The sequence below is a fragment of the Vibrio sp. 10N.247.311.12 genome, assembly GCF_041467515.1.
In the GTDB taxonomy this organism is placed as follows: domain Bacteria; phylum Pseudomonadota; class Gammaproteobacteria; order Enterobacterales; family Vibrionaceae; genus Vibrio; species Vibrio crassostreae_C.
Map to the genome: position 1 here is coordinate 46,189 of NZ_JBFSUV010000024.1, position 22,090 is coordinate 68,278.

At 45.1% G+C, this 22,090-nt stretch carries 21 protein-coding genes; 12 read left to right on the forward strand and 9 right to left on the reverse strand.

The window, feature by feature from the left end:
- Positions 1-38 precede the first annotated feature (38 nt).
- From AB6E30_RS12235 to AB6E30_RS12250, 4 genes are all read right to left on the reverse strand, one after another.
- The gene (locus tag AB6E30_RS12235; protein ID WP_102394248.1) at positions 39-2,270 is read right to left on the reverse strand and encodes a hypothetical protein; all 2,232 of its coding nucleotides are present in this window, start codon (positions 2,268-2,270) and stop codon (positions 39-41) included.
- A gap of 431 nt (positions 2,271-2,701) precedes the next feature.
- Positions 2,702-3,040, reverse strand: coding sequence for a hypothetical protein (locus AB6E30_RS12240; RefSeq protein ID WP_017060926.1), 339 nt, complete (start codon positions 3,038-3,040; stop codon positions 2,702-2,704).
- A gap of 199 nt (positions 3,041-3,239) precedes the next feature.
- Entirely contained in the window at positions 3,240-4,214 is a 975-nt protein-coding gene (locus tag AB6E30_RS12245; RefSeq protein ID WP_102394247.1) for a Gfo/Idh/MocA family protein, read from the reverse strand.
- 3 nt (positions 4,215-4,217) lie between these two features.
- Positions 4,218-4,541, reverse strand: coding sequence for a putative quinol monooxygenase (locus tag AB6E30_RS12250; RefSeq protein ID WP_102320689.1), 324 nt, complete (start codon positions 4,539-4,541; stop codon positions 4,218-4,220).
- 106 nt (positions 4,542-4,647) lie between these two features.
- Between AB6E30_RS12250 and AB6E30_RS12255 the strand changes: the two genes are divergently transcribed.
- Positions 4,648-5,505: a LysR substrate-binding domain-containing protein gene (locus AB6E30_RS12255; RefSeq protein WP_017069718.1), complete on the forward strand. Its 858-nt coding sequence runs from the start codon at positions 4,648-4,650 to the stop codon at positions 5,503-5,505.
- Positions 5,506-5,533: 28 nt separating this feature from the next.
- Here the strand turns inward: AB6E30_RS12255 and AB6E30_RS12260 are convergent, their stop codons facing one another.
- The 3 genes from AB6E30_RS12260 to AB6E30_RS12270 all read right to left on the reverse strand — a co-directional run bounded on the left by AB6E30_RS12260 (position 5,534) and on the right by AB6E30_RS12270 (position 8,402).
- Positions 5,534-6,742, reverse strand: coding sequence for a winged helix-turn-helix domain-containing protein (locus AB6E30_RS12260; protein ID WP_372103762.1), 1,209 nt, complete (start codon positions 6,740-6,742; stop codon positions 5,534-5,536).
- 34 nt (positions 6,743-6,776) lie between these two features.
- Positions 6,777-7,424, reverse strand: coding sequence for a DsbA family oxidoreductase (locus AB6E30_RS12265; RefSeq protein ID WP_017060931.1), 648 nt, complete (start codon positions 7,422-7,424; stop codon positions 6,777-6,779).
- 180 nt (positions 7,425-7,604) lie between these two features.
- Positions 7,605-8,402 (reverse strand): Cof-type HAD-IIB family hydrolase, encoded by a 798-nt coding sequence (locus AB6E30_RS12270; protein ID WP_372103764.1) that lies wholly within the window; start codon positions 8,400-8,402, stop codon positions 7,605-7,607.
- Between the two features lie 262 nt (positions 8,403-8,664).
- On the opposite strand from AB6E30_RS12270, the gene AB6E30_RS12275 reads away from it, so the two are divergent.
- The 5 genes from AB6E30_RS12275 (at position 8,665) to arsB (ending at position 12,625) form a co-directional block, all read left to right on the forward strand.
- Positions 8,665-9,828, forward strand: a complete 1,164-nt coding sequence (locus tag AB6E30_RS12275; protein WP_017064013.1) for a glycosyltransferase family 2 protein — start codon at positions 8,665-8,667, stop codon at positions 9,826-9,828.
- Positions 9,825-10,487, forward strand: coding sequence for an START domain-containing protein (locus AB6E30_RS12280; RefSeq protein WP_017069715.1), 663 nt, complete (start codon positions 9,825-9,827; stop codon positions 10,485-10,487). Before AB6E30_RS12275 ends, AB6E30_RS12280 begins: the two co-directional genes overlap by 4 nt.
- Before the next feature lie 31 nt (positions 10,488-10,518).
- Positions 10,519-10,926: a glycine zipper family protein gene (locus AB6E30_RS12285; protein ID WP_029235181.1), complete on the forward strand. Its 408-nt coding sequence runs from the start codon at positions 10,519-10,521 to the stop codon at positions 10,924-10,926.
- 192 nt (positions 10,927-11,118) lie between these two features.
- Positions 11,119-11,460 carry a helix-turn-helix transcriptional regulator gene (locus AB6E30_RS12290; RefSeq protein WP_017064015.1) on the forward strand — a complete coding sequence of 114 codons (342 nt, stop codon included), beginning with the start codon at positions 11,119-11,121 and terminating at the stop codon, positions 11,458-11,460.
- Positions 11,461-11,569: 109 nt separating this feature from the next.
- Entirely contained in the window at positions 11,570-12,625 is a 1,056-nt protein-coding gene (gene arsB / locus AB6E30_RS12295) for an ACR3 family arsenite efflux transporter (RefSeq protein ID WP_102320692.1), read from the forward strand.
- An 89-nt stretch (positions 12,626-12,714) separates the two neighbouring features.
- Here arsB and AB6E30_RS12300 read toward each other — a convergent pair whose 3' ends face one another.
- Positions 12,715-13,605, reverse strand: a complete 891-nt coding sequence (locus tag AB6E30_RS12300) for a LysR family transcriptional regulator (protein ID WP_102320693.1) — start codon at positions 13,603-13,605, stop codon at positions 12,715-12,717.
- 130 nt (positions 13,606-13,735) lie between these two features.
- Here AB6E30_RS12300 and AB6E30_RS12305 point away from each other — a divergent pair, with 130 nt between their 5' ends.
- The 6 genes from AB6E30_RS12305 (at position 13,736) to AB6E30_RS12330 (ending at position 21,021) form a co-directional block, all read left to right on the forward strand.
- A complete protein-coding gene (locus tag AB6E30_RS12305) occupies positions 13,736-14,167 on the forward strand; it encodes a PACE efflux transporter (protein WP_372056604.1) in 432 nt (143 codons plus the stop codon).
- 448 nt (positions 14,168-14,615) lie between these two features.
- Complete coding sequence (locus tag AB6E30_RS12310; RefSeq protein ID WP_019827050.1) at positions 14,616-15,470, forward strand: MIP/aquaporin family protein; 855 nt, start codon at positions 14,616-14,618, stop codon at positions 15,468-15,470.
- Between the two features lie 59 nt (positions 15,471-15,529).
- Positions 15,530-17,050 carry a glycerol kinase GlpK gene (gene glpK / locus AB6E30_RS12315; RefSeq protein WP_102320695.1) on the forward strand — a complete coding sequence of 507 codons (1,521 nt, stop codon included), beginning with the start codon at positions 15,530-15,532 and terminating at the stop codon, positions 17,048-17,050.
- A 260-nt stretch (positions 17,051-17,310) separates the two neighbouring features.
- The gene (locus tag AB6E30_RS12320; RefSeq protein WP_017096306.1) at positions 17,311-18,096 is read left to right on the forward strand and encodes a DeoR/GlpR family transcriptional regulator; all 786 of its coding nucleotides are present in this window, start codon (positions 17,311-17,313) and stop codon (positions 18,094-18,096) included.
- Positions 18,097-18,366: 270 nt separating this feature from the next.
- Positions 18,367-19,926 (forward strand): glycerol-3-phosphate dehydrogenase, encoded by a 1,560-nt coding sequence (glpD, locus tag AB6E30_RS12325; protein ID WP_102394240.1) that lies wholly within the window; start codon positions 18,367-18,369, stop codon positions 19,924-19,926.
- A 285-nt stretch (positions 19,927-20,211) separates the two neighbouring features.
- A complete protein-coding gene (locus tag AB6E30_RS12330; RefSeq protein ID WP_102394239.1) occupies positions 20,212-21,021 on the forward strand; it encodes an SDR family NAD(P)-dependent oxidoreductase in 810 nt (269 codons plus the stop codon).
- 105 nt (positions 21,022-21,126) lie between these two features.
- On the opposite strand, the gene AB6E30_RS12335 is transcribed toward AB6E30_RS12330, so the two are convergent.
- Complete coding sequence (locus tag AB6E30_RS12335; protein WP_102398426.1) at positions 21,127-22,023, reverse strand: LysR family transcriptional regulator; 897 nt, start codon at positions 22,021-22,023, stop codon at positions 21,127-21,129.
- Positions 22,024-22,090: the final 67 nt, after the last annotated feature.

Consider the following 22,090-nt stretch of genomic DNA (forward strand, 5'->3'; position numbering starts at 1 on the left):
AGTCTGCTCTGGTTCGAGAGTGCTCACTCGCATTAGTTCTAATAAAGTAAGAACAGCCCTTCATAACCGCCAATTTCTATTTCACTCACATAGTCACCAACGTTACCGTTAGCATCAACAGGTTTCATTGGAACATCCAGCGCGATGGTGAGTTTTGCCGCGTCATAAAAGCTCGGATTCTTACCGTGGAAATCCGTGCGATACAACACACGACCATTGCTGAACTCTCTCGCTAACACCATGTCCTCAGGGCCACCAGCAACCACCTGATTTTCAGATTGATACATAAAGTACGTGAACGTCGGTAGAACGTGAGTGATACCATTGGGCAGATCAGCATGCACCATTTCGTTCATAGAGGAATCGCCAACGATGGTGTAGTCAGCAGGCTGAGGTGTCGTTGTCGAAAGCATCAAAGGAATCGGCGCAAAGCCATGTGGGATTTGATGACTCGGCTCTCCCAAGTCAACGGCCAATAACGAACTGGGTTGGTAGGCGATGTTTTTAGGGACACCACTTTGCCAGAAAGTGTCAGCCGTCGTATTGCCACTTCCATAGACGTAACCATTGTTCCACTGATTAAAGTAGCTATGTTGAGCGTGTCGATTGAGGTGGTAGATCGCTAGGGTCGAGTATTGGTCTTGCTTCCAATTATCTTCACTATTTCCAAGATACTGAACTCGCCCATAACGCGTTGTCGCCTGAAAAATAACACTTTGCCCATTGTAGGCGAGCGCAGAATTATCCCAGAATTTTGAGATCCCCGAGTAACCACTAAACCCAGTAGACGGAAAAATGTAGTGCTCGCGTAAATACAGAGAGCCCGCCTCGCTAAGATGAGACTGTCCATTTCGACCCAGTAAGTTCGCGGTTCCGATATTCAACCCAATCGACGCATCACTTTCTAAAGCAGAAAGATTTTTGAGAAACGCTGAAAATTGTTGCTTGTAGAGATCATCCGCTTGATTCGAACCCGCAACAGCTCCTAACTCTTGAACATGCCCGCCAGAGTGAACATAGAACTGGTTCGAGCCAATGAGTTTATTTGTGTCGTCGTTGTACGCACCATTCAAACCTTGTCTTGCCCAGCTTTGCTTGTAGTAGCGATGAATAGCAGATAGATAATCCGCGTTTGCGACGTTCGTTAGCGACCAAGATGAGTTAGCGCTCCACATTCGACCAAATGGCACCACTCTTGATTCCCAACGAAAACGTGCTGTCGCGTTCTTATTGGTTCGATTTCGATACTCGCTTGGCGACAAGTAGTTATCACCATCTAGGTCTGCAGACACATCAAAACCACGGATTTTTCGCCATTGGCTGATAGCATTGCCGTCCGGGGTTGAAGTCGGAGCATCGGTTAACTTGACGGTTGGAAAACTGTTTTTGAGTTTTACTTCTTTTAAACGCGGCCTGTCGTCGGCATTCTCACTTTGCCAACGAACTCTCACAACGTATAAGCACCCACCATCTCTCAAAAAGGTTGAACCAAAATACTGGCCGCCGCCATAACTCGCACCGCTCCCATCATGAGTTGTAGCTCTTAACCAGTTATCCGGAAGGTTCCAGATCACCGATTGGTTTTTGGTCATATTGAGCGTTTTGTCTTTCTTTACATCAAGCCTTTCCCATTGTGAAACCCTACCCTGAGAATCAATAGCAGTTGGGTATTCAATCCAAAATTCACCGCTGCCAGCAAACTGTGAGAACTTAAAGGTCAGCCGTTCGAACTGTTCAGCATGATAGACATACAAAGCCCCACCCTGTTCGAAATTCTCAAACACATCGGCATCCCACGGAGGCTCTTGATACAACCAAAAACCAGCATGGTCTTCACTGGCTGTATAACCCAAGATCATAGGTTTTCGGTTTAAAAGGGTCTTTTCGCCATGAGTTTTATCAACTTCGGCAATGACAGTATCTTCGGAAAAGTGCAGGAAATAGTCTTCGAAATTGAGGCCTTCTAACTCAGCTTGGTTACGGAGATCGTTCTCCAACCAACCCGAGTTCATCGCCATGACTTGGTTGTACATATAACCAATTGTCGTGGCTCGCTCATTGTCGGCTTTGTCGGCATAAGCTCCGAACACAATATCACTGTTGGAAATTTCCCAATCAATGACGGCATTCGTAGATAGTGGGGAGCCCAAAAGATCAACACCAACTTCATGTTGCCCTGGCAGCACAACCGCTGTACCAACAGCAAAAGCGTAACCAGCGATTAAACATGACGGTATGAGTGCGAGCAGCCCAGAAATGTAGGTTTTCATGATTCAAATTTCCTAATCGATACTGTCATGCCTTAAATCACAAAACGAAAAGTCAGCCAACTTACGTGTCAATTTAGGAATCAAAATACGAAAAAAGTATCGACTACATGGCTCTATTGTTCAAGTGCTCGTCTGTCTTGTTTCATCGGTGGCAAGTAAAACGAGCAAATGCCGATTCAAAATCAATGCATTAAGGAAAATATAAGTTTTTGTGATTTTAATTTTATTTGGAAACCAAGTATCTCCGGCTAACGAGAAATCAGCTCAGATTTTCTCAAAATGAGAATAATACGGTTTGGAAGATGAGAAGTTATCAGAGCCTAGAACTCAGAATAGGACTTGGATTTGCTGTATCGAATCTCAGTTTGAGCGCCACACTATTGAAACTCAATTTGGATAGGCTGTCTAAACAAGAACGATGACAACGCTCCTTAAAGCCTCTTGTTCCACTTCCCTTGATGGTCGCGATCGCAATTTTCTTGCGTATCGTAGCTAACATGCTTATCGATATTCTTCAGTTGAATTCCAACTTGATTGAACGCTTGTTGAATAGCCCCTGAGACACTCTGTTGACCTTCGCCACTTAAGAAGTTCGTTCTATCCTGATTGGTATCGAATACACAGACAATTTTCAAACTTTGCGGAAAAGAGGAAAAGTTGACCGAGTGAGTCACCCACAAAAAACCATCGAAGCCTTTCAGCGTGTCTTCACAAACGTCAGTTAACACGTCTCTGATTTGATTCTCGATTTTCTTATCTGATTTACGCATGCGGCAAAGGTCCTATTTAACACCTTAAAAAATAAGGTTTTTCGGTCAGTTTCGTACTACCTGATATTGGACACTGTGGCGGTTTCAAATGCAAAGTATTTATTGGGGAGAGTCGACTGGAAGATATAGAGGAAACGCCTCATGTTTGATAGCTTACGAGGCGATCAAACATGAGACGAGTATAGAATTTACTAAAACATTAGCTCGCCGCTTGTTCCCAATCAGTTAATAACTTCATGATTACGCGAGAGTCTTGGTGGGTTGCCATTGGCGCAGCAAGTTGTGTATCACCTTGCTCAACCGCTTGGCGGATATTGCGCACTTGATAATGGAAACCATCACCTTGCGCTTCGACTTTCACTTCACGTGTCGACGTTTCATAGATCTCTACCGTAAACGTGTTTTCTGCCGTCGGTAGCCATGGATTAGTATCTAGCGTGATACAGCCTTTGCTGCCTAGGATCGTAAAACCATGCTTTAAACCGTGGTCTTCAGCAGTGTGGATTTGTGCGGTAAAACGGTCGTTGAAATGCATCATCGCCGACGATTCACAGATATTGCCATCTTCGCCTCGTCGACCGATTGCTGAGATCTGCACGTCATCGAACACGCTCTCACCAAATTGCTGCTGCGCAACAGAATGAACCAGCGACATTGGATAACAACCTAGGTTGTACAACGCGCCTTTGCTTGCTGGGTTCACGAACTGATCAATCGCCGCAACGTAGGAACCTTGAATTGAGCGCACTTCGCCGATCTCACCAGTTGCCAGTTCTTGATGAAGCTTGGTGATAAGTGGATGGTTTAAATACATCAGACCTTCAGCAAAGAATACGCCCGCTTCTTTCACGGCTTGTAAAGCTTGCTCGGTTTTTTCCATATCAACCGATAACGATTTTTCACACAAGATCGCTTTGCCTTTTTGAGCCGCTTTAATCACATACTCATGATGAACATGGTTTGGCAGAGCAATATAGATAATGTCGACCGACTCATCTTCAATCAAGGCTTCATAGCTGTTGAAGGTTTGTGTTGGTTGGTATTGGGCAGCAAACTCGTTAAGTGTTTTTTCAGTGCGACCAGCAACGGCATACAGCTCGCTTTGAGCATCGCCTTTAATTGCATCCGCCATTACACCTGAGATAAAACTGGTTCCTAGAATTCCCCATTTCATGGCTTAGCTCTCCTGCTCTTGTGCTTTGATAGGCCCACGTTGCGTTTCGAATGCTTGAACCAACTCGGTAATATCACGCTCAATAAACGCTTGGGTATGAGGCATCACAAAGTGCTGATTGATCGCCTCGCGGTTTGCATATTGCTCAAGCAAGATCACACGATCGCTTTGGCTTTGATCATAGGTTGCAATTGCTTGGAGGCAGCCCGGTTCGCTTTGCATGTCTAAACAAAACTGTTCGATAGCTTCGAGCGCAGCTGCTCGTTCTATGTTGGTTTTGATCTTAAGTTCGGCAGTAACAAAGATAGTTTCATTCGTTTGAGGCATTGCACGCTCTTATTTTAGTTAATTATCGGTTTGCCATTAATATAATTAACCCCTAATAATTGATAAACTCACGTTTTGTTTATTGTTTATCAACCAAAAGTGTTCAATGGATAAGTTAACCAGCATGAAAGTCTTCGTCTATGTGGTGGAACAAGGTAGCTTTCGCAGCGCCGCAAACCACTTCAACCTGTCGGCGACCATGATAAGCAAACATGTCCATTCCTTAGAAGCCAGTTTGAAGTCTCAGCTGATCCACCGCACCACGCGTAAGCAATCGTTAACCGATTCAGGACAACTTTACTATCGTGAGTGTAAGCGAATTCTCGAAGACATCAGCAATGCAGAGAACCTGATTCAAACCTTGGAAAATCAACCACAAGGCACGGTAAAAATAAACTGCCCTGTCACCTATGGAAACAAGGTACTCGCCCCTATCGTAGCTAAGTTTCTCGCGCATCACCCAACCATCAACGTTGAGCTGATGTTGAATAATGACCTTGTCGACCCTTATTCATCCGACATTGACCTGATTGTGCGAATTGGCGACCTGTCCGATTCAAGCTTGGTCGCAAGGTATTTAGGGGATTATGAGATGTGTTATTGCGCGGCGCCCGCTTACCTAAACCAACATGCTGAAATCAGAGTATTAGAAGACTTGGCACAACACCCATCGCTTGGATTCAGTTACAGCAGCCAAGCTCCTCACGCCACACCGAATAAAGAACGTGTGCGCTTGATGTCGAATAATGGTGATGTGTTGCGGTATGCCGCCCTGCAGGGTGTGGGCGTGTTGTTGCAACCGACTATCTTAGTCGCAGAAGAGATTGATCGTGGAGCGCTGTTGGAAATCCTACCCGGCATGGCGCCGTTACCAAAGCCGATTCACTTGCTCTACAAAACCAAGCAACTGTCGTTGAAGAACAGAACCTTTGTCGAGTTCTTGTTAGCTGCGTTTGCTGAGTAACTAAGCGCTTTCTAAACAACAAAGACCGCTAGACTGTTTGCCATTGGCTCATCAAGCGCTTGCCAAGATCAGAGGGCGTGGTGTTATGGACGATCATCTCATCACATTGGTTGAACACCATGAAGTGTTTTAGTTCATCGCATAAAGCATGAACCAACAACTCATGGTTTTTAATTCGCTCTTCCACAACCAAGTTACGGATATTGAGCAAACCACTCTTCCTGTCGACCTTGCAATCCATTCGTGCCACCAGCTCACCTTGCCACAGAATCGGTAAGCTAAAATAACCAAACTGACGCTTGGCCTCTGGAACATAGCATTCTAGGAGGTAATCAAAGTTGAACAATGATTGCATTCGCTTTCGTTGAATCAGCAGGTTATCAAACGGAGACAGTATCTTAAGCTTGGTTCTGGAAAGAGGTTGATTCAGCAGTTCAAAAGCACCTGGCAGGACATAGTAATCAGAGCCTTGAATATCTACTTTCAGAACCTGCTTATCTTCAAGCATCTGTTGGAGTGCTCTCTGAATCAAAGGCTTTGTGTTCTTGAGTAGGTAGCTCATTTCCGACGCTATTCCAACTCCGTTAGCCTCTAAGTAACGCTTTATGAGATGCTCGATGTACTCTTGTTCTGTCGGCTCAGAGGTATCAATTCCGCTCGGTAAAACTCGCTCGGTTAGGTCATACACCTTATGAAAGTTAACTCGGCTTGGCACCATTAAGTCGCCTTGCATGAACAATGTTTCTAATGCTTGCTTGGCCGGTTTACCGCCCCAACCGCCGGGGTTTGGCCTATCCCCTTCAAAATCTTTCGCCATCAACGGCCCTTCATTCTCAATACGTTTGAGAACATGAGCCATCAGTGCGTCATCCTTTTTATACCAATGCTTGAGCTTACCGCTCGCAAAGCCATTCTTGCGGTGTAGGCTGAATCGGAAGTCACGCATGGGTAAATACGCGGCGGCATGCGACCAATACTCAAATACTTCTCGACGCTCTAACAGCTTATCAAGATGGTTCAGTTGGTAATCTTGATTGCGATTCCAAAGCGTGTGGTGGTGAGCTCGCTGAATCACAGAGATGGTATCAATTTGCACATAGCCAAGGTTTTCAATCGCAGACAACGTGTTCGCCAAAGCGCCCCCATTGCGTTGCTTTTTAGGTGGCAACTTCTTAGGCGGCAGCTTTTGCGAAAGCAATACCAGTTTTTGCGCTTGAGCGAGTGACAGTGATTCCATGAAATTCAGACTCTAATTGATAGCAATGATCCGTTTATGATTCAGCAATAAGCTCTTGAAGAATCTGCTTGTAGGTTTCTACCGTCTGCGCGCCCGTTACTGCACTCTTACGGTTGAACACCACAGTAGGAACCGCAGAGATCCCCATGCGTTGCCATTCAAACTCTTGCGCTTCAATTTGCTTCAAGTTGTCGGTGTTCTTTAGGCGCTTCAGTGCCTTCGTTGAGTCTAAGCCAACCGCTTCAAGCTCTTGTGCAATGACTTCAAGATCGGACAGGTCTTTTTGCTCTGTGAAGTGAGCAGCAAAGAAGCGTAGCTTTAACTCAGTCTGTTTGCCGTGCGCTAGTGCAAAATCGAGAAGTACATGTAGATGACGTGAATTGACCATTCTCATACTGTCATAGAAATTGAAATCGAAACCAACCGCTTGGCCGCGAGCCGAAAGCTGTTCTCGTGAACGTTGGCTCTCTTCTGCGCTAGAACCGTATTTTCTCATGATATGGGCACGCAGGTTTTCGCCCTCTTGCGGCATGTCAGGGTTAAGCTCAAACGGCTGCCATTCAAGTTCAATCTGGTCTTCTAAACCAAGTTCCGCAACGGCTAGCTCTAAGTTTTTGTAACCGACTACGCACCACGGGCACATTACGTCAGAAATAATATCAAGTTGAAGTTTCTTGCTCATAATCATTCCAAATATCGTTACTAAGGCGTATCCAATTCAAAGTGAATACCCATCTTTCTGGTTAGACTACAATAAGCTGAACACTCGTTCAAATTTAACTCAATACAACAGCAGCCAACAAAAAAGCCAACTCATTTTCACGAGTTGGCTTTGATAAAAATCGAATCTAGCTTAAGAGCGTTACGCTAGCAACTTCTCAAGTACTTGGAACACACCCGCGTCAACGTTACTTGGCGCGCCAAAACGCGCGATCTCTTTTAACTTTGGATGCGCGTTTTCCATCGCGTAAGAGTGGTAGCTCTCTTTAAGCATTTCCAAGTCATTTAGGTAATCACCAAAGCTCATGGTCTGCTCGTAAGTGAAACCTAATGTGTTCTGTAGATGTTTAATCGCCGCACCTTTTGACGCTTCAGCGTTCATCACATCTAACCAAATTTTTGCGCTTACAACCACTTGGTAGTTCTCACCGAATTTGGCATCAATAGTTGGGTTCACTTTCTCTTGTGAACCGTCGAAGTGACAGATAGCCACCTTGATGAAATCGTCTTCTACCGCCAGTAAGTCTTCTACTTGCTCACGGCGATGGTAGTACTTAGAGATCTCCGCCAGAGCACGCTCATCTTTGGTTTCGATGTATGCAGACTTCTTACCACATAGCACCACATGCGCGCCTTCAATCGCGCGAGCTTCTTTAATGATCTCTTTGATGGCATCAGTATCAAGTAAGCAGCTGTAAAGCTCTTGGCCTTTATGCATCACCAATGTGCCGTTTTCAGCAACGAACATCATGCGATCTTTTAGCGGGGCAAAGGTTTCCATCAAGCTGTAGTACTGACGACCCGATGCCGCAGCAAAAATAATGTCTTGAGCTTCTAAGCGCTCGTAAAGGTTGAAAAATTCTGGGTCTAACTTTCCGTGTTCATCGAGTAAGGTGCCATCCATATCAGTCGCGATAAATTTGATGTTTTGTTGGGGCATGTCGGGCGTACCTATTATTGGATTATGATCATTCGTTATCTTGAGTAACGGTTCTGGGTTCGATTATATCGCTAGAGTCGCTGGTGAATACAATGCTTATTTTACCGCCTGTCAGTCACTGTTTCACATCTTTCCAAGGCAAACGCTAACAGAAGCGCATTCCAGTTTGAAGGGTTAAGTCCTACATACAAGATGTGCGCTAGGTCACACTCCACTATATTCTTTCCTGTCTCTCCATCACTTTATTCCGACCACAGTCATTATGATTTTAGCTATTATTACGACCTTGCTTTGCATCGTTACCGTCAAGTTTCTAATCACACTTGCGAACTTAGAGCGCCATCGTATTCACATTGAACCTAAAATATCGTTCAAAAGAACTGAGTGGCCGACTGTTTCCGTCATTATTCCTGCGCGAAATGAAGAAGACAATATTGAAATCAGCCTTGGCTCTCTATTGAAGCAGAGCTACCCAAAAGACAAGTTTGAAGTCATTGTTGTTGATGACTTTTCTACTGACTCAACCCGTGCAAAAGTAGAAGCATTGATCAGTAAGTTCGACGTTAACGCGCGCTGTATTTCAGGTAGAACGTTACCGACCGGATGGCTTGGTAAGAGCAATGCATGTATGGCTGGCGCACTCAACGCGAGCGGTGAATATGTGTATTTCATTGATGCAGATACCGATTCAGCACCCGCGATGCTACAGAGCGTTATCGACTTTGCTATCCAACAAAAAACTGATCTCTTATCGTTTAATCCAAAACAAACTTTTGCGTCTGTGGCAGAAAAAGCGACCTTGCCGGGCATCTTTCTATCGATCGCATCTTATATGAACTTTAAAAACTCGAACGACATGACTAAGGAAGAAGCGATTGCTAACGGTCAGGCGATGTTGTTTACCCGAAAATCCTACGACGCAGTCGGTGGACACGCCGCAGTAGCAAACGCGATATCGGAAGACATCGCCTTTGCAAAAGTCATGAAGGTCAATGGATTTAAGATTTTCTGGGCATTTGCAGACAAACTAATGAGTACGCACATGTATTCAGACTTCAACTCAATCTGGGCTGGCTTTTCCAAAAACATGAATCTTATTGTGAATTGTCAATCGCAAGCACAAGCTTTAAAAGTCTTCATCAAAGCCAACATCATCGCATGGGCGGGACCGCTTTTGATGCTTGTATCGGCGAACGCCTTCATCAGTGACATGTCTGCCATTCATGCTTATTCGCTCATTGTCAGCTCTGTGATGCTCTTGGTGTCGATCGTCACCTACTTCATTTTGGTTAAGGAACTGTTTGTTCCCGCAAAATTTGCGTTAACCGTACCCTTCGGTATTTGTGTTCAAAGCCTACTCGTGCTGAACAGTTACCGCTTATCTAAAACCAATAAAATCAGCTGGAAAGGGCGCTCATTAACATGATGAATAAGATTATTACTTTGCTTCTTCTTGCTTGTTCAGTTTCGGTGTTTGCATCAGACACCGATGGCTGGTCACTGGCACGCGATAAAAAAGGCATCGAGGTTTATAACCGTAAAATTGAAGGCAGTCACTTTAAAGAATTTCGAGCAGAAGGCGACATCAACGCGTCCCTCACTTCTATTATCGCACTCTTTATCGATACCTCTGTTGGCACGCAATGGGTAGAAAACATCGATGACATGGAAGAAATAGAGCATTTTAGTGCGGCGCACACGATCACCAAAACCTATACCAAGGCACCTTGGCCAGTTGCCGATCGTGAAGCTATCGTAGAGAACGTCATCACTCAAGATCCAGAGACGATGGTTGTCACCATTGGTCAGCATGGTAGGCCTGATTACCTGCCAAACAATAATAAAAAAATCATCAGAGTGGCTGAATTAGAGGCGAGTTGGATCCTGACACCAATCGACGAAAACACCACCCATATCTCTTATCGAGTATTGAGTGATCCAGGTGGCGATATTCCGTATTGGCTCATTAACATGGTGGCCGTTTCTCAGCCTTACAACACGCTTCGCGGGTTATCTAAGATGTTGGATTCTGGTGAGTACACCGATCGTCGCCTTGATTTCATCGAGAACTACACGTCACTTTAACAATGCAATGAATACTCTAGAGGTCTATATTGTGAAATTTCCATTCTCTCCAATCGCAGCGATATTGCTTGTAGCATCAAGTTCAGTATTTGCTAATCAAATTATTGTCGATACTAAAGGTGTTGATGAAACACAGTATCACGCCGATCTGTATGAATGTGAGCAATACGCTCAACAAGTGAAGCCTGAAGAGGTCGATTCTCTTGGCAGCGATATTGTCGGTTCAACCGCTAAGGGTGCAGCGCTGGGTGCGGTTGGTGGAGCCGTCTCTGGCGGGAGTGGTCATGATGGTGCAAAAATTGGTGCTGGCATCGGTATTATCAGCGGCGCTTTAAAGCACGGTGCTCAAAAAAGACAATCCGCCGAGCTATCTGAGCAGCAGAAGTTTCAAGTGAATCGTAACTGTATGATCAACCGAGGCTATACCGTTCTTAACTAGCGGATAACCGAGCAAAATGGCGTTTAATCGATGTTCACGCCATTTTGCGTAGCTGAGTCAAAGCAGAGTTCAACCATAGTCCCTGAATCGCCACCTTAAAGTTCGTTCAAATAGACAGTGAGCATTGACCCCTATTTAAAATAGGCTTATCATTAATCGTCTTTTAACGATTAATGAAAGTGAGACGTCAATATGAACTCAACTTGCTCGACATCTGGTGGCTGTTCTCTGCCCATCGAACACGGTGATGCTAAAGCAGAAAAGCAAATGGCCGCACTGGCGAAAGCACTCGCTCACCCAGCAAGAATACGTATATTGAGTATCCTTTCCACGTTAGAAAAATCGGGCGGCTGCTTGAACAGTGATCTGGTGAGTGAATTGGGTTTAGCTCAATCAACGGTATCAGAGCACTTAAGAATATTGAAAGCCTCAGGTTTTATTACGGCTGAGTCGATTCCGCCGAAGATGTGTTACCGCATCGACCGCGACAATATTCAACGCTTCGAATCGATATTTAACAGCATTTTAAAATAGAAGTTCACGCTTGAATGATCGGCTTTGATAGCCTTTACTTTTAAGCGTGTTTTTTTGCCACAACCAATCGTTTTTCGACGATTTACGATATCAACTAAGAGAGATTATCATGAAACCAAAGTTAGGTTTTCTAGATCGCTACTTAACACTGTGGATTTTTATTGCCATGGGCCTTGGTGTACTACTCGGCACCCTATTCCCACAGATCGAACAGTGGAACGATTCAATGTCTGTTGGCACCACTAACATTCCGCTTGCGGTTGGCCTTATCTTAATGATGTACCCACCTCTGGCTAAGGTTAACTACAACCTGCTAGGCACTGTGGTAAAAGATAAGAAAGCCATTAAGCTCTCTTTGATCATGAACTGGATCGTTGGTCCAATTCTGATGTTTGTATTGGCACTAACTTTCTTGGGAGACCACCCAGGTTACATGGTTGGGGTGATTCTGATTGGTCTTGCTCGTTGTGTGGCGATGGTTCTGGTTTGGAACGACATCGGCGGCGGTAACAAAGAGTACGGCGCGGCATTGGTTGCTCTAAACAGTGCATTCCAAGTGGTGAGCTACAGCTTTATGGCGTGGTTGTTCATCAGCGTTCTTCCACCAGTATTTGGTTACGAAGGCATGTTGGTTGATATCTCGATGATCGACATTGCACACAGTGTACTTATCTACCTAGGTATCCCATTCCTAGCGGGCTTCCTAAGCCGTAAGATCCTTGTGTCGATGAAAGGCGAGCAGTGGTACAACGACGTATTTATTCCACGCATCTCTCCAATCACACTGATTGCACTACTGGCAACCATCGTTCTGATGTTCAGCCTGAAAGGTGAAATGATTGTTGAACTGCCAATGGACGTTCTATTAATTGCGGTTCCACTGACTATCTACTTCACTGCGATGTTCTTCATCAGTTTCTTCATCGGTAAAAAGATGGGCATCGAGTACGACAAGAACGCATCAATTGCATTTACAGCAACAGGTAACAACTTCGAGCTAGCGATTGCCGTGGCTATCTCAGTATTCGGTATCAACTCAGACCAAGCGTTTGCAGGCGTTATCGGTCCACTGATTGAAGTCCCTGTGCTGATTTACCTTGTGAACGTGGCGCTTAAGATGAAAGACAAGTACTACAACGGTCAGACGGTTAAACCTAGCGTATAGCATCTACATCTACACCTAGAACTAGAACTAACAAAAAGCAGCATCACTTTGAACAGAAAGGCTCACACGTTAAACGGTGAGCCTTTTCTTTATTCAGTTTCGTCTAATAGGCCTTTCAATGCTTGTTCAAGCCAAAGTAATGCAGGACCTTTTGAGCGTGTTTTAGACAGAACAAGATCAACCGGAGGCGACCATGTTTTGTGATCGAATGAGACATTAATCTCCACTAAACGCTGCTTATTCAGCTCCTCTTCGACAAGGTGCTTGGGTAAGTATGCCCACCCAATATCGCTGCCAAGTACCATCTCTTTGATCACAATAAAGCTGTTTGACCACCATACCTTTCCGGCAATCAGCGGAAACTGATCCATCACCTTGCCTTTGTCTCCCCTCAACATTAACTGACGATGCGGGAGTAAGTCAGTGAGTTTCGCCACACCTGTTTTTGCGAGCGCATGACTTGGATGACACACAGCAATAAACGGTAAGTGACCGATAAAGCATGGCTCAGAACCGACATCAAAAGCCAAGTTGGTAAACATCAATCCAATGTCGGCTCTCTCTTCGATAATTAACGGATTGACCTCTGTTGTGGTACACGCAACCAGTTCAACTTCAGTCGCCGGGAATTGATAACTGAACTGACTAAGGATCTTAGATAAGTTCGGAACCAGTAATGAATCATCTAATGCAATTTTGATGAGCCCCTCTTCACCGCTACCCATCGCACTAACCGTCACATTCAGATCTTCAACCTGAAGCACGATTGCTTTCACCTGTTTAAATAACTGCTCGCCCGCTTTGGTTAGTGAAGGCTTTCGAGTCGAACGATCAAAAAGCTCAACATTAAAATCGATTTCAAGATTACTGATGCCTTGGCTCACCGCCGACTGAACCTTACCCAAATGACGAGCACTGGCAGAAAATGACCCTAATTCAACGGCATACACAAACATTTTCAGCTGTTCAATGTTGTACATTCGGTTTCTCCCAAAACTTACTATCACAATATGTGATGCTAACTATCTTTATATTATCACTTAAGTAGATACTATCTAGCCAAGTCATTAGCCCATCGGCGGCTATTTAATCGTAAAGAGAGTTAGAAAAATGTCACATAAAGAACGCATGTTGCACATGGTGCTATTTGAATTGGTTGCTTTGGTTTTGATGGCAGGGCTTGCAACCTATATTACAGGACACGGCGCAGGTGAAATGGCAGGCTTAGCGCTCGCAATATCATTGATAGCGATGGCTTGGAACTACGTTTACAACTATGGCTACGACAAAATTTACGGAACAGACCGAAGCAAAAGAACCACGAAAACACGTGTCCTGCACGGATTAGGTTTTGAGCTTGGCTTAATGACAGTGACTCTACCTGTCTTGATGTGGGTTCTACAACTCGACTTCCTAACCGTACTGATCATGGACATCGGCCTAGTTATTTTCTTCGTACTTTACGCGATAGCGTTCAACTGGGCGTATGACTCAATTCGAGATCAATTGGTAGCGAAAGGAAAAGTTGCAGCTCTGGTTTAGAGCGGTAAGTTCGTCTCGTATAACAAGAACATACACCCAAATGAAAACTGCCAAACTACAACATAGTTGGCAGTTTATTCATTTATGCATATAAGCTCATTTGTTAACGCCCTTGTTACATAGCAAAAACATCACACAGCCCTCCCTAATTAAGTCTAATAATCCGCCACTCACGAAGTAGCATCACAAATCCAAACATAAACTCCTCGTACCAGTTGCGCATTCATTTACATATAGGTAGTTTGAGCGGCTTCGCAACCTATCAATTCGAGCAATGACGTTCATGCGAGCATCTTTTTCGAGCAAAAGTGTTCGGATTAACATTTCAAGTGACTTTAATTAACAATTTTATGCTCAAACGCTCACTTTTAATGTTCGTTTATTTTCGAGTTCGCAAATATATGCACAATACACGTGCTAGATAAGCAAAACTAAAAAGGACTCGAACATGACAACAAACAAACACCCTTCTTTATTTGGGCAATGCTTGGCTGAATTTATCGGTACAGGATTACTCATATTCTTTGGCGTTGGCTGTGTGGCCGCTCTGGTATTAACTGGTGCGACATTCGGACAATGGGAAATCAGCATCATCTGGGGCTTCGGTGTTGCGATTGCAATTTACTGTACTGCCGGCGTTTCAGGCGCACACATCAACCCAGCCGTAACGATTGCACTGGCCATGTTCCATGGCTTTGATAAAGCAAAAGTGGTGCCTTACATCATTTCGCAACTGCTTGGCGCTTTCTGCTCTGCAGCATTGGTTTACAGCCTGTACAGCAACCTATTTACTGACTACGAAATCGCACATAACTTCGTTCGTAGCAGCCAAGACGCACTATCAACTGCTGGTATCTTCTCGACTTACCCACATGCTTCACTTTCTTTCTTCGGCGCTTTTGCTGTGGAATTCGTGATTACTGCAGTGTTGATGTTTGCCATTTTAGCGTTAGGTGATGAGAACAACGGCGCATCTCGCGGTGCAATGAACCCTCTACTGATCGGTATTCTTATCGCGGTTATCGGTGGTTCTTTAGGTCCACTGACGGGCTTTGCAATGAACCCTGCTCGTGACTTCGGACCAAAACTGTTCGCTTACTTTGCAGGTTGGGATTTCGCACTAAGCGGTGCACGTGATATTCCTTACTTCATCGTTCCAATTCTTGCTCCAATTGCTGGTGCGTGTTTTGGGGGTTGGTTGTACCCACGTGTTATCGGTGCTTACCTACCAGTAGAAGGCCAAGGCTGCACAATTCCAAACCAATGTGAAACAGAACAAGAAGCTGAACAAGCTCAAGCTTAATCCCTAAGCGACCTTACATTTACTAAAATATAAATAACGAAAGAAAAAGGATTCTTACCATGACCGAGCAAAAATACATTGTTGCCCTAGACCAAGGCACCACAAGTTCTCGCGCTGTAATCCTCGACCACGATGCAAACATCGTAAGCTCTTCTCAACGCGAATTTACTCAGATTTATCCTAAAGCCGGTTGGGTTGAGCATGATCCAATGGAAATCTGGGCAACTCAAAGCTCTACATTGGTTGAAGCGCTTGCTAAAGCAGGCATCCGCAGCGATGAGCTAGCGGGCATTGGTATCACTAACCAACGTGAAACCACCATTGTTTGGAACAAAGAAACGGGTAAGCCGGTTTATAACGCAATCGTATGGCAGTGTCGCCGTACAGCAGACATCTGTGAAGACCTAAAAGCACGTGGCCTAGAAGACTACGTACGTGACAATACTGGCTTAGTCCTTGACCCGTATTTCTCAGGTACCAAAGTAAAATGGATTCTAGACAACGTTGAAGGCGCTCGCGAAGACGCTGAAACTGGCAAACTACTGTTCGGTACGGTTGATACTTGGTTGGTTTGGAAGATGACTCAAGGACGTGTTCACGTTACGGATTACACTAACGCGTCACGTACTATGTTGTTTAACATCAACGACCTATGCTGGGACAGCAAGCTACTAGACGAGATGGGTATTCCAGCATCAATGATGCCTGAAGTGAAACGCTCTTCTGAAGTTTACGGCCAAACGAACCTTGGTGGTAAAGGCGGTACTCGTATTCCAATCGCTGGTATTGCGGGTGACCAACAAGCAGCGCTTTACGGTCAAATGTGTGTTGAAGCTGGTCAAGCGAAAAACACATACGGCACGGGCTGTTTCCTACTGATGAACACAGGCCAAGAGAAAGTCACATCGAAAAACGGCCTTCTAACCACACTGGCATGTGGCCCTAAAGGCGAACCTGCATACGCACTGGAAGGTGCAGTATTCATGGGCGGCGCATCAATCCAATGGCTACGTGATGAAATGAAGCTACTGGCTGGCGCAGAAGACTCTGAGTACTTCGCAACCAAAGTAGATTCTTCAAACGGCGTTTACGTAGTCCCTGCGTTTACTGGTTTAGGCGCACCATACTGGGATGCTTACGCTCGCGGTACGATTGTTGGCCTGACTCGTGGTGTTAACTCTAACCACATCATTCGTGCAACACTGGAAGGTATTGCTTACCAAACTCGTGACGTATTGGATGCGATGCAAGCGGACTCTGGCATCAAGCTAGCAAACCTACGTGTTGATGGCGGCGCAGTAGCGAACAACTTCCTAATGCAATTCCAATCAGACGTGCTAGATACAGAAGTTCACCGTCCTGAAGTAACTGAAGTTACCGCTCTGGGAGCAGCATACCTTGCTGGTCTAGCAGTTGGTTTCTGGGACAGCATCGATGAGCTTCAAGACAAAGCAGTACTAGACCGTACGTTCTTGCCACACCACGATGAAGAGAAGCGTAACCGCCGTTACAAAGGTTGGAAGCGTGCTATCAAATGTGCACAAGTTTGGTCTGAGCTGCACGATGACGACGAAGAGTAAAATCGAGCGTTCGAATAATCACTCTCTTATAGATTGAATTGTTCGTTCCTCATTAAACGAAACTAAAAAGAGCACTATTTTGTGCTCTTTTTTGCGTTTGGAGCCAATTTTTCATGTTTTGATCAACGTTTTTGCGGTTTGGGCATAATTCCTTACCATCATTACTTCTCTCTCCTCATCAATTCGAGCACAATAGCGCGAGTTAATATTTTCGATTGTGACGCGCTAGAACCCATAGCGTGCAGGGAGTGGTAAGTTAAGTGAAGCAGATACCAAGACACCAGCAGATTGTAGACCTGGTAAAAACACAAGGATATGTGAGCACCGAAGAGCTCGTTGAAAAGTTCGATGTCAGCCCACAAACCATCAGACGAGACCTCAATGAACTTGCCGATAGCAACAAAATTCGTCGCTATCATGGTGGTGCAACCATTCCTTTAAGCTCGGAAAACACCTCTTATAACACGCGTAAAGCGCTTAACTTCAACGAAAAAGACGTGATCGCCGACGAACTGGTTAAGCACATCCCAGATGGTGCAACCCTGTTCGTTGATATCGGCACCACGCCAGAATCAGTGGCACGTGCACTCAATAAAAATCACAAACAGCTAAGAGTCGTCACCAACAACATTAACGTTGCCAGCATCCTTCTTCCGAACCCAGAGATCAAGGTTATCTTGGCGGGCGGTGAAGTACGTAACCGCGATGGCGGTATTGTTGGCGAAGCGACACTCGACTTTGTAAAGCAGTTCCGCCTCGATTTCGGCATCTTAGGCATCAGCGGCATCGACTTTGATGGCTCACTGCTCGATTTTGATTACCACGAAGTTCGTGTGAAACAAGCCATCATCGAAAACAGTCGCAGCATCTTCTTAGCCGTCGACCACACTAAGTTTGGCCGTAACGCCATGGTTAAGCTCGGCAATATCTCTCAAGCGCACATGGTGTTTACTAATAAGCAGCCACCGGAAGAGATTCTCAACATCCTTAAAGATTCGGCAATACCATTAGAAGTGATCGATACCGCTCGTCCTATGAGCGAATAACTAAACACAAGAGCTCAGTGACGCCACTTTCTTAAATGAATCACAATTATTTATAGAAAAGTTAATAAAGTAAAACTTGCTCGCTGTCACTGTCGCTTCTATGCTCGAATTAGACTTATTTGAACCTCTGCCTTCATAAGCAGAGGTTTTTTTATGCCCAAATCACATAAAACGCGCATAAACGAAAATAATAAATGACCGCAAACGAAAGTTCATATAGGATTCAATTATGTTCTAAAATGCTCGTTCGCTCAGAAAGAGGTCAAAACCATGAGTGCTCAACAAACTAATTCAAACAATAGTACATCTTCAACTCTAGACTTAATCGTTATTGGCGGCGGCATCAATGGTGCGGGTATCGCGGCAGACGCTGCTGGTCGTGGTCTAAACGTTGGTTTATACGAAGCAAATGATTTCGCCTCTGCGACGTCTTCTGCAAGTTCAAAGCTAATCCACGGTGGCTTACGTTACCTTGAACATTATGAGTTTCGTTTAGTTTCGGAAGCACTCGCTGAACGTGAAGTCTTGTTAAGAAAAGCGCCTCACGTTGCTCAGCCAATGCGTTTCCGTTTACCTCATCGACCATTTTTACGCCCAGCTTGGATGATTCGCTGTGGCCTATTCCTTTACGATAACTTGGGTAAGCGCACCACTCTTCCTGGAAGTAAGACAGTCAACCTAGCAAAATCAGGGCTACTGAAACCAGAAATGAAGACAGGCTTCGAATACTCAGATTGCTGGGTTGATGATGCTCGTATGGTATTGCTCAACGTGTTGGCAGCAAAAGAAAACAACGCAGAAGTACGTAACTACTGCCGTGTTGAAAAAGCGCACCGCGAAGGTGGTATTTGGCATGTGACGATCCTTGATGTGATGACAAACCAACGCTTTGAACGCAAAGCAAGAGCGCTTGTTAACGCTGCAGGCCCTTGGGTTAAGCAGTTCTTTGATGATGGGTTAGAGCAGGCTTCGCCTCGTAATATTCGCCTAATCAAAGGATCACACATTGTGGTGCCGCGTGTTCATGACGAACCACAAGCGTACATTCTACAAAACAAAGATAACCGCATAGTGTTCATGATCCCTTACCTAGATAAGTTCTCGATCATCGGCACAACCGACCTTGAATACAAAGGTGATCCTCGCGAAGTGGCTATCGACGATGTAGAAGTTGATTACTTAATTGATATCGTTAACCAGCACTTTGTTAAACAGCTTGGCCGTGAAGACGTGGTTTGGACATACAGTGGCGTAAGGCCGCTTTGTGACGACGAATCTGATTCACCACAAGCGATCACTCGTGACTACACATTGGAATTGGACGCAGAGCTAGATCAAGCACCACTGCTTTCGATCTTCGGTGGCAAGTTGACCACTTATCGTAAACTCGGCGAAGCGGCACTGAACAAGCTAGAACCACACCTAACCAACATGGGCGCACCATGGACAGCGAACGACACGCTTCCAGGCGGTAACTTTAGTTGCAGCAGAGAGCAACTTGCGAAGATGATCCACACTAAATACCCTTGGGCATCTGACGCGCTATTGCTTCGCTACGTGACTCAATTTGGTACTTACACTTGGAATCTACTGGAAGGCGCAAATAGCGAAGCAGACCTTGGCATCCAGTTCTCAAGCGAGGCGCATGGCGTTTATCAAGTGGAAATCGATTACTTGATCAATGAAGAGATGGCAATGACTGATGAAGACATCTTGTGGCGCAGAACCAAACTTGGCTTATACATGAGCGAATCCGAGCAGCAAGCGGTGACGGATTACCTGAAAGAGAAACTACAAAGCAAGGTAGTGAGCTTTTCTCAAGTAGGCTAACCCCACCAGCCTAAGCATGGTTCAAGAACATACTTAACAACGAAGCTTAGCGTCCCCCGCGCTAAGCTTTTTTATTGCCTGCTATTCCGACCTAAGAACTCGATTGATCGTCTCCTTCGCACGGACTGAGGCTTTGTTCACTCCCCCATTTTCAACAAAAACTAAATAGTGTTTTATTAATCCGGTTGATTATCAACTTCATAAAAGGTTGCTATTCTTTACCTCAATGAAACGACACATTTAAAAACGCTCACCATGTCAGCGCTTTAATAAGGAATCTATTCCATGCAAAAAGTTATTCTGATCACAGGCTCTACCGATGGTATCGGCTTCGAAACGGCAAAAGTACTTGTTCAACAAGGTCACCACGTTTTATTGCATGGACGTAACCCAAGCAAACTCAAAGACGTAGAGCAGCAACTTGTGGCTATCTCTGCGGAAGCGAAAATTCAAAGTTACGTGGCAGACTTGTCTGTTCTGGCTGATGTGGATGCGTTGGCTGACAAAGTAATTGCTGAGCGTGATAAGATTGATGTACTGATTAACAACGCAGGTGTGTTCAACACTCCGAACCCAATCACTAAAGACGGTTTAGATGTTCGTTTTGTTGTGAATACCATTTCACCATACCATCTGACTAAACGTCTGCTACCTGTACTCGATGCATCTAGCCGAGTTGTGAACCTGTCTTCAGCCGCGCAAGCAGCAGTGAACATCGAAGCGCTAGAAGGTAAGAAACCAATGTCTGATGGTGACGCTTACGCACAAAGCAAGCTTGCGATCACTATGTGGACTCGTGAAATGGCAAAAGAGTTAGGCTCTACAGGGCCAATGGTGGTTGCGGTCAACCCAGCTTCGCTATTAGGCAGCAAGATGGTGAAAGACGCTTACGGCATTGCAGGCGGCGACCTAAGCATCGGTTCTGATATTCTAGTTCGCGCATCATTGTCTGATGAGTTCGCACAAGCGGGCGGTCAATACTTTGATAACGACAACAACACGTTTGCGAACCCGCACCCAGATGCGATATACGGTGATAAGTCACAGCAAGTTGTCGCTAAAATTGAAGAGATCATCAAAGCAACACTTTCTTAATTGCGACGACTCATGCTGAGTTGATTTGCAAATCTCAATAAAAAAGCCCTGATTTTCTAATCAATTAAGTTAGAAACACAGGGCTTTTTCGTACAACGTTTGTCTCTACGTTTGTTCCCAATACGGCGGGTTGCCATAATATTCAGAGAAGTAGTCAATGAAGGCTCTCACCTTTGGCGCAAGTAACCTTGTGCTTGGGTACACCGCCCAAATCGCAGGCTCAGAGGTTGATGGGTAATCTTCTAATATTTGAATCAGTTGACCGCTTTTCAGTTGCTCATACGCACACCAATTCGACGTCACCGTGATACCCATTCCACCAGAGGCTGCGTCACGCAGTGCTTCTCCGTTATCTGCCCTGAACGATCCCAATGCTTTAATCGTCTTAGGCCCACTTTCAGTATTGAAGGTCCAGTTTTCTAAACCAATTAGGCTAATACACTGATGATCGTTAAGATCTTGAGGTGTGGCTGGCTTACCGTATTTGATTAAGTAATCAGGCGATGCACACACAATGCGTTTGTCTGTCGCTAATTTTCGGGCGATCAGTGTCGAGTCTTTCAGCTCCGAGATACGAATTGCGATATCAAAGCCACCCTCAACAACATCCACCATCGAATCAGATAACCTGAGATCGACTTTTAACCCAGGGTAGCGCTCTAAGAATCCAGGCAAAGCAGGCACAAGATGCAAACGTCCAAAAGACGCAGATGCGGTAACTCGCAGCGTTCCGGTTGGAGAATCACAACCCACACCGACCGCCGATTTGGCTGCATCGACGCTCGATAACACTTCTTCAGCATGAGGTAAGAATGCTTCCCCCTCTTCGGTTAAAGAGACCTTACGAGTGGTTCTATGCACCAAGCGAACGCCTAAATTGTCTTCCAGTTTACTGATGTGCGAGCTTGCAACAGCAGGAGACAAACCAAGCTCTTGCCCAGCCATGCTGATGTTATGTGTGGAAGCTAAACGAACAAACAATTTGAGGTGTTCAATATTCATGAGATTACCAATAAAATCTTAAAAATCGTGTGCCAGTAACCCTCATTATGCGTCATTCACATAACAA

What these genes read in the sequence shown, in the direction of transcription:
- AB6E30_RS12260 (WP_372103762.1), bottom strand. Translation starts at nt 6,742, where the DNA reads ATGGAATCACTGTCACTCGCTCAAGCGCAAAAACTGGTATTGCTTTCG.
- AB6E30_RS12310 (WP_019827050.1), top strand. Translation starts at nt 14,616, where the DNA reads ATGACAACAAACAAACACCCTTCTTTATTTGGGCAATGCTTGGCTGAA.
- arsB (WP_102320692.1), top strand. Translation starts at nt 11,570, where the DNA reads ATGAAACCAAAGTTAGGTTTTCTAGATCGCTACTTAACACTGTGGATT.
- AB6E30_RS12290 (WP_017064015.1), top strand. Translation starts at nt 11,119, where the DNA reads ATGAACTCAACTTGCTCGACATCTGGTGGCTGTTCTCTGCCCATCGAA.
- AB6E30_RS12250 (WP_102320689.1), bottom strand. Translation starts at nt 4,541, where the DNA reads ATGCCTCAAACGAATGAAACTATCTTTGTTACTGCCGAACTTAAGATC.
- glpD (WP_102394240.1), top strand. Translation starts at nt 18,367, where the DNA reads ATGAGTGCTCAACAAACTAATTCAAACAATAGTACATCTTCAACTCTA.
- glpK (WP_102320695.1), top strand. Translation starts at nt 15,530, where the DNA reads ATGACCGAGCAAAAATACATTGTTGCCCTAGACCAAGGCACCACAAGT.
- AB6E30_RS12305 (WP_372056604.1), top strand. Translation starts at nt 13,736, where the DNA reads ATGTCACATAAAGAACGCATGTTGCACATGGTGCTATTTGAATTGGTT.
- AB6E30_RS12240 (WP_017060926.1), bottom strand. Translation starts at nt 3,040, where the DNA reads ATGCGTAAATCAGATAAGAAAATCGAGAATCAAATCAGAGACGTGTTA.
- AB6E30_RS12245 (WP_102394247.1), bottom strand. Translation starts at nt 4,214, where the DNA reads ATGAAATGGGGAATTCTAGGAACCAGTTTTATCTCAGGTGTAATGGCG.
- AB6E30_RS12335 (WP_102398426.1), bottom strand. Translation starts at nt 22,023, where the DNA reads ATGAATATTGAACACCTCAAATTGTTTGTTCGTTTAGCTTCCACACAT.
- AB6E30_RS12275 (WP_017064013.1), top strand. Translation starts at nt 8,665, where the DNA reads ATGATTTTAGCTATTATTACGACCTTGCTTTGCATCGTTACCGTCAAG.
- AB6E30_RS12270 (WP_372103764.1), bottom strand. Translation starts at nt 8,402, where the DNA reads ATGCCCCAACAAAACATCAAATTTATCGCGACTGATATGGATGGCACC.
- AB6E30_RS12330 (WP_102394239.1), top strand. Translation starts at nt 20,212, where the DNA reads ATGCAAAAAGTTATTCTGATCACAGGCTCTACCGATGGTATCGGCTTC.
- AB6E30_RS12255 (WP_017069718.1), top strand. Translation starts at nt 4,648, where the DNA reads ATGGATAAGTTAACCAGCATGAAAGTCTTCGTCTATGTGGTGGAACAA.
- AB6E30_RS12280 (WP_017069715.1), top strand. Translation starts at nt 9,825, where the DNA reads ATGATGAATAAGATTATTACTTTGCTTCTTCTTGCTTGTTCAGTTTCG.
- AB6E30_RS12300 (WP_102320693.1), bottom strand. Translation starts at nt 13,605, where the DNA reads ATGTACAACATTGAACAGCTGAAAATGTTTGTGTATGCCGTTGAATTA.
- AB6E30_RS12235 (WP_102394248.1), bottom strand. Translation starts at nt 2,270, where the DNA reads ATGAAAACCTACATTTCTGGGCTGCTCGCACTCATACCGTCATGTTTA.
- AB6E30_RS12265 (WP_017060931.1), bottom strand. Translation starts at nt 7,424, where the DNA reads ATGAGCAAGAAACTTCAACTTGATATTATTTCTGACGTAATGTGCCCG.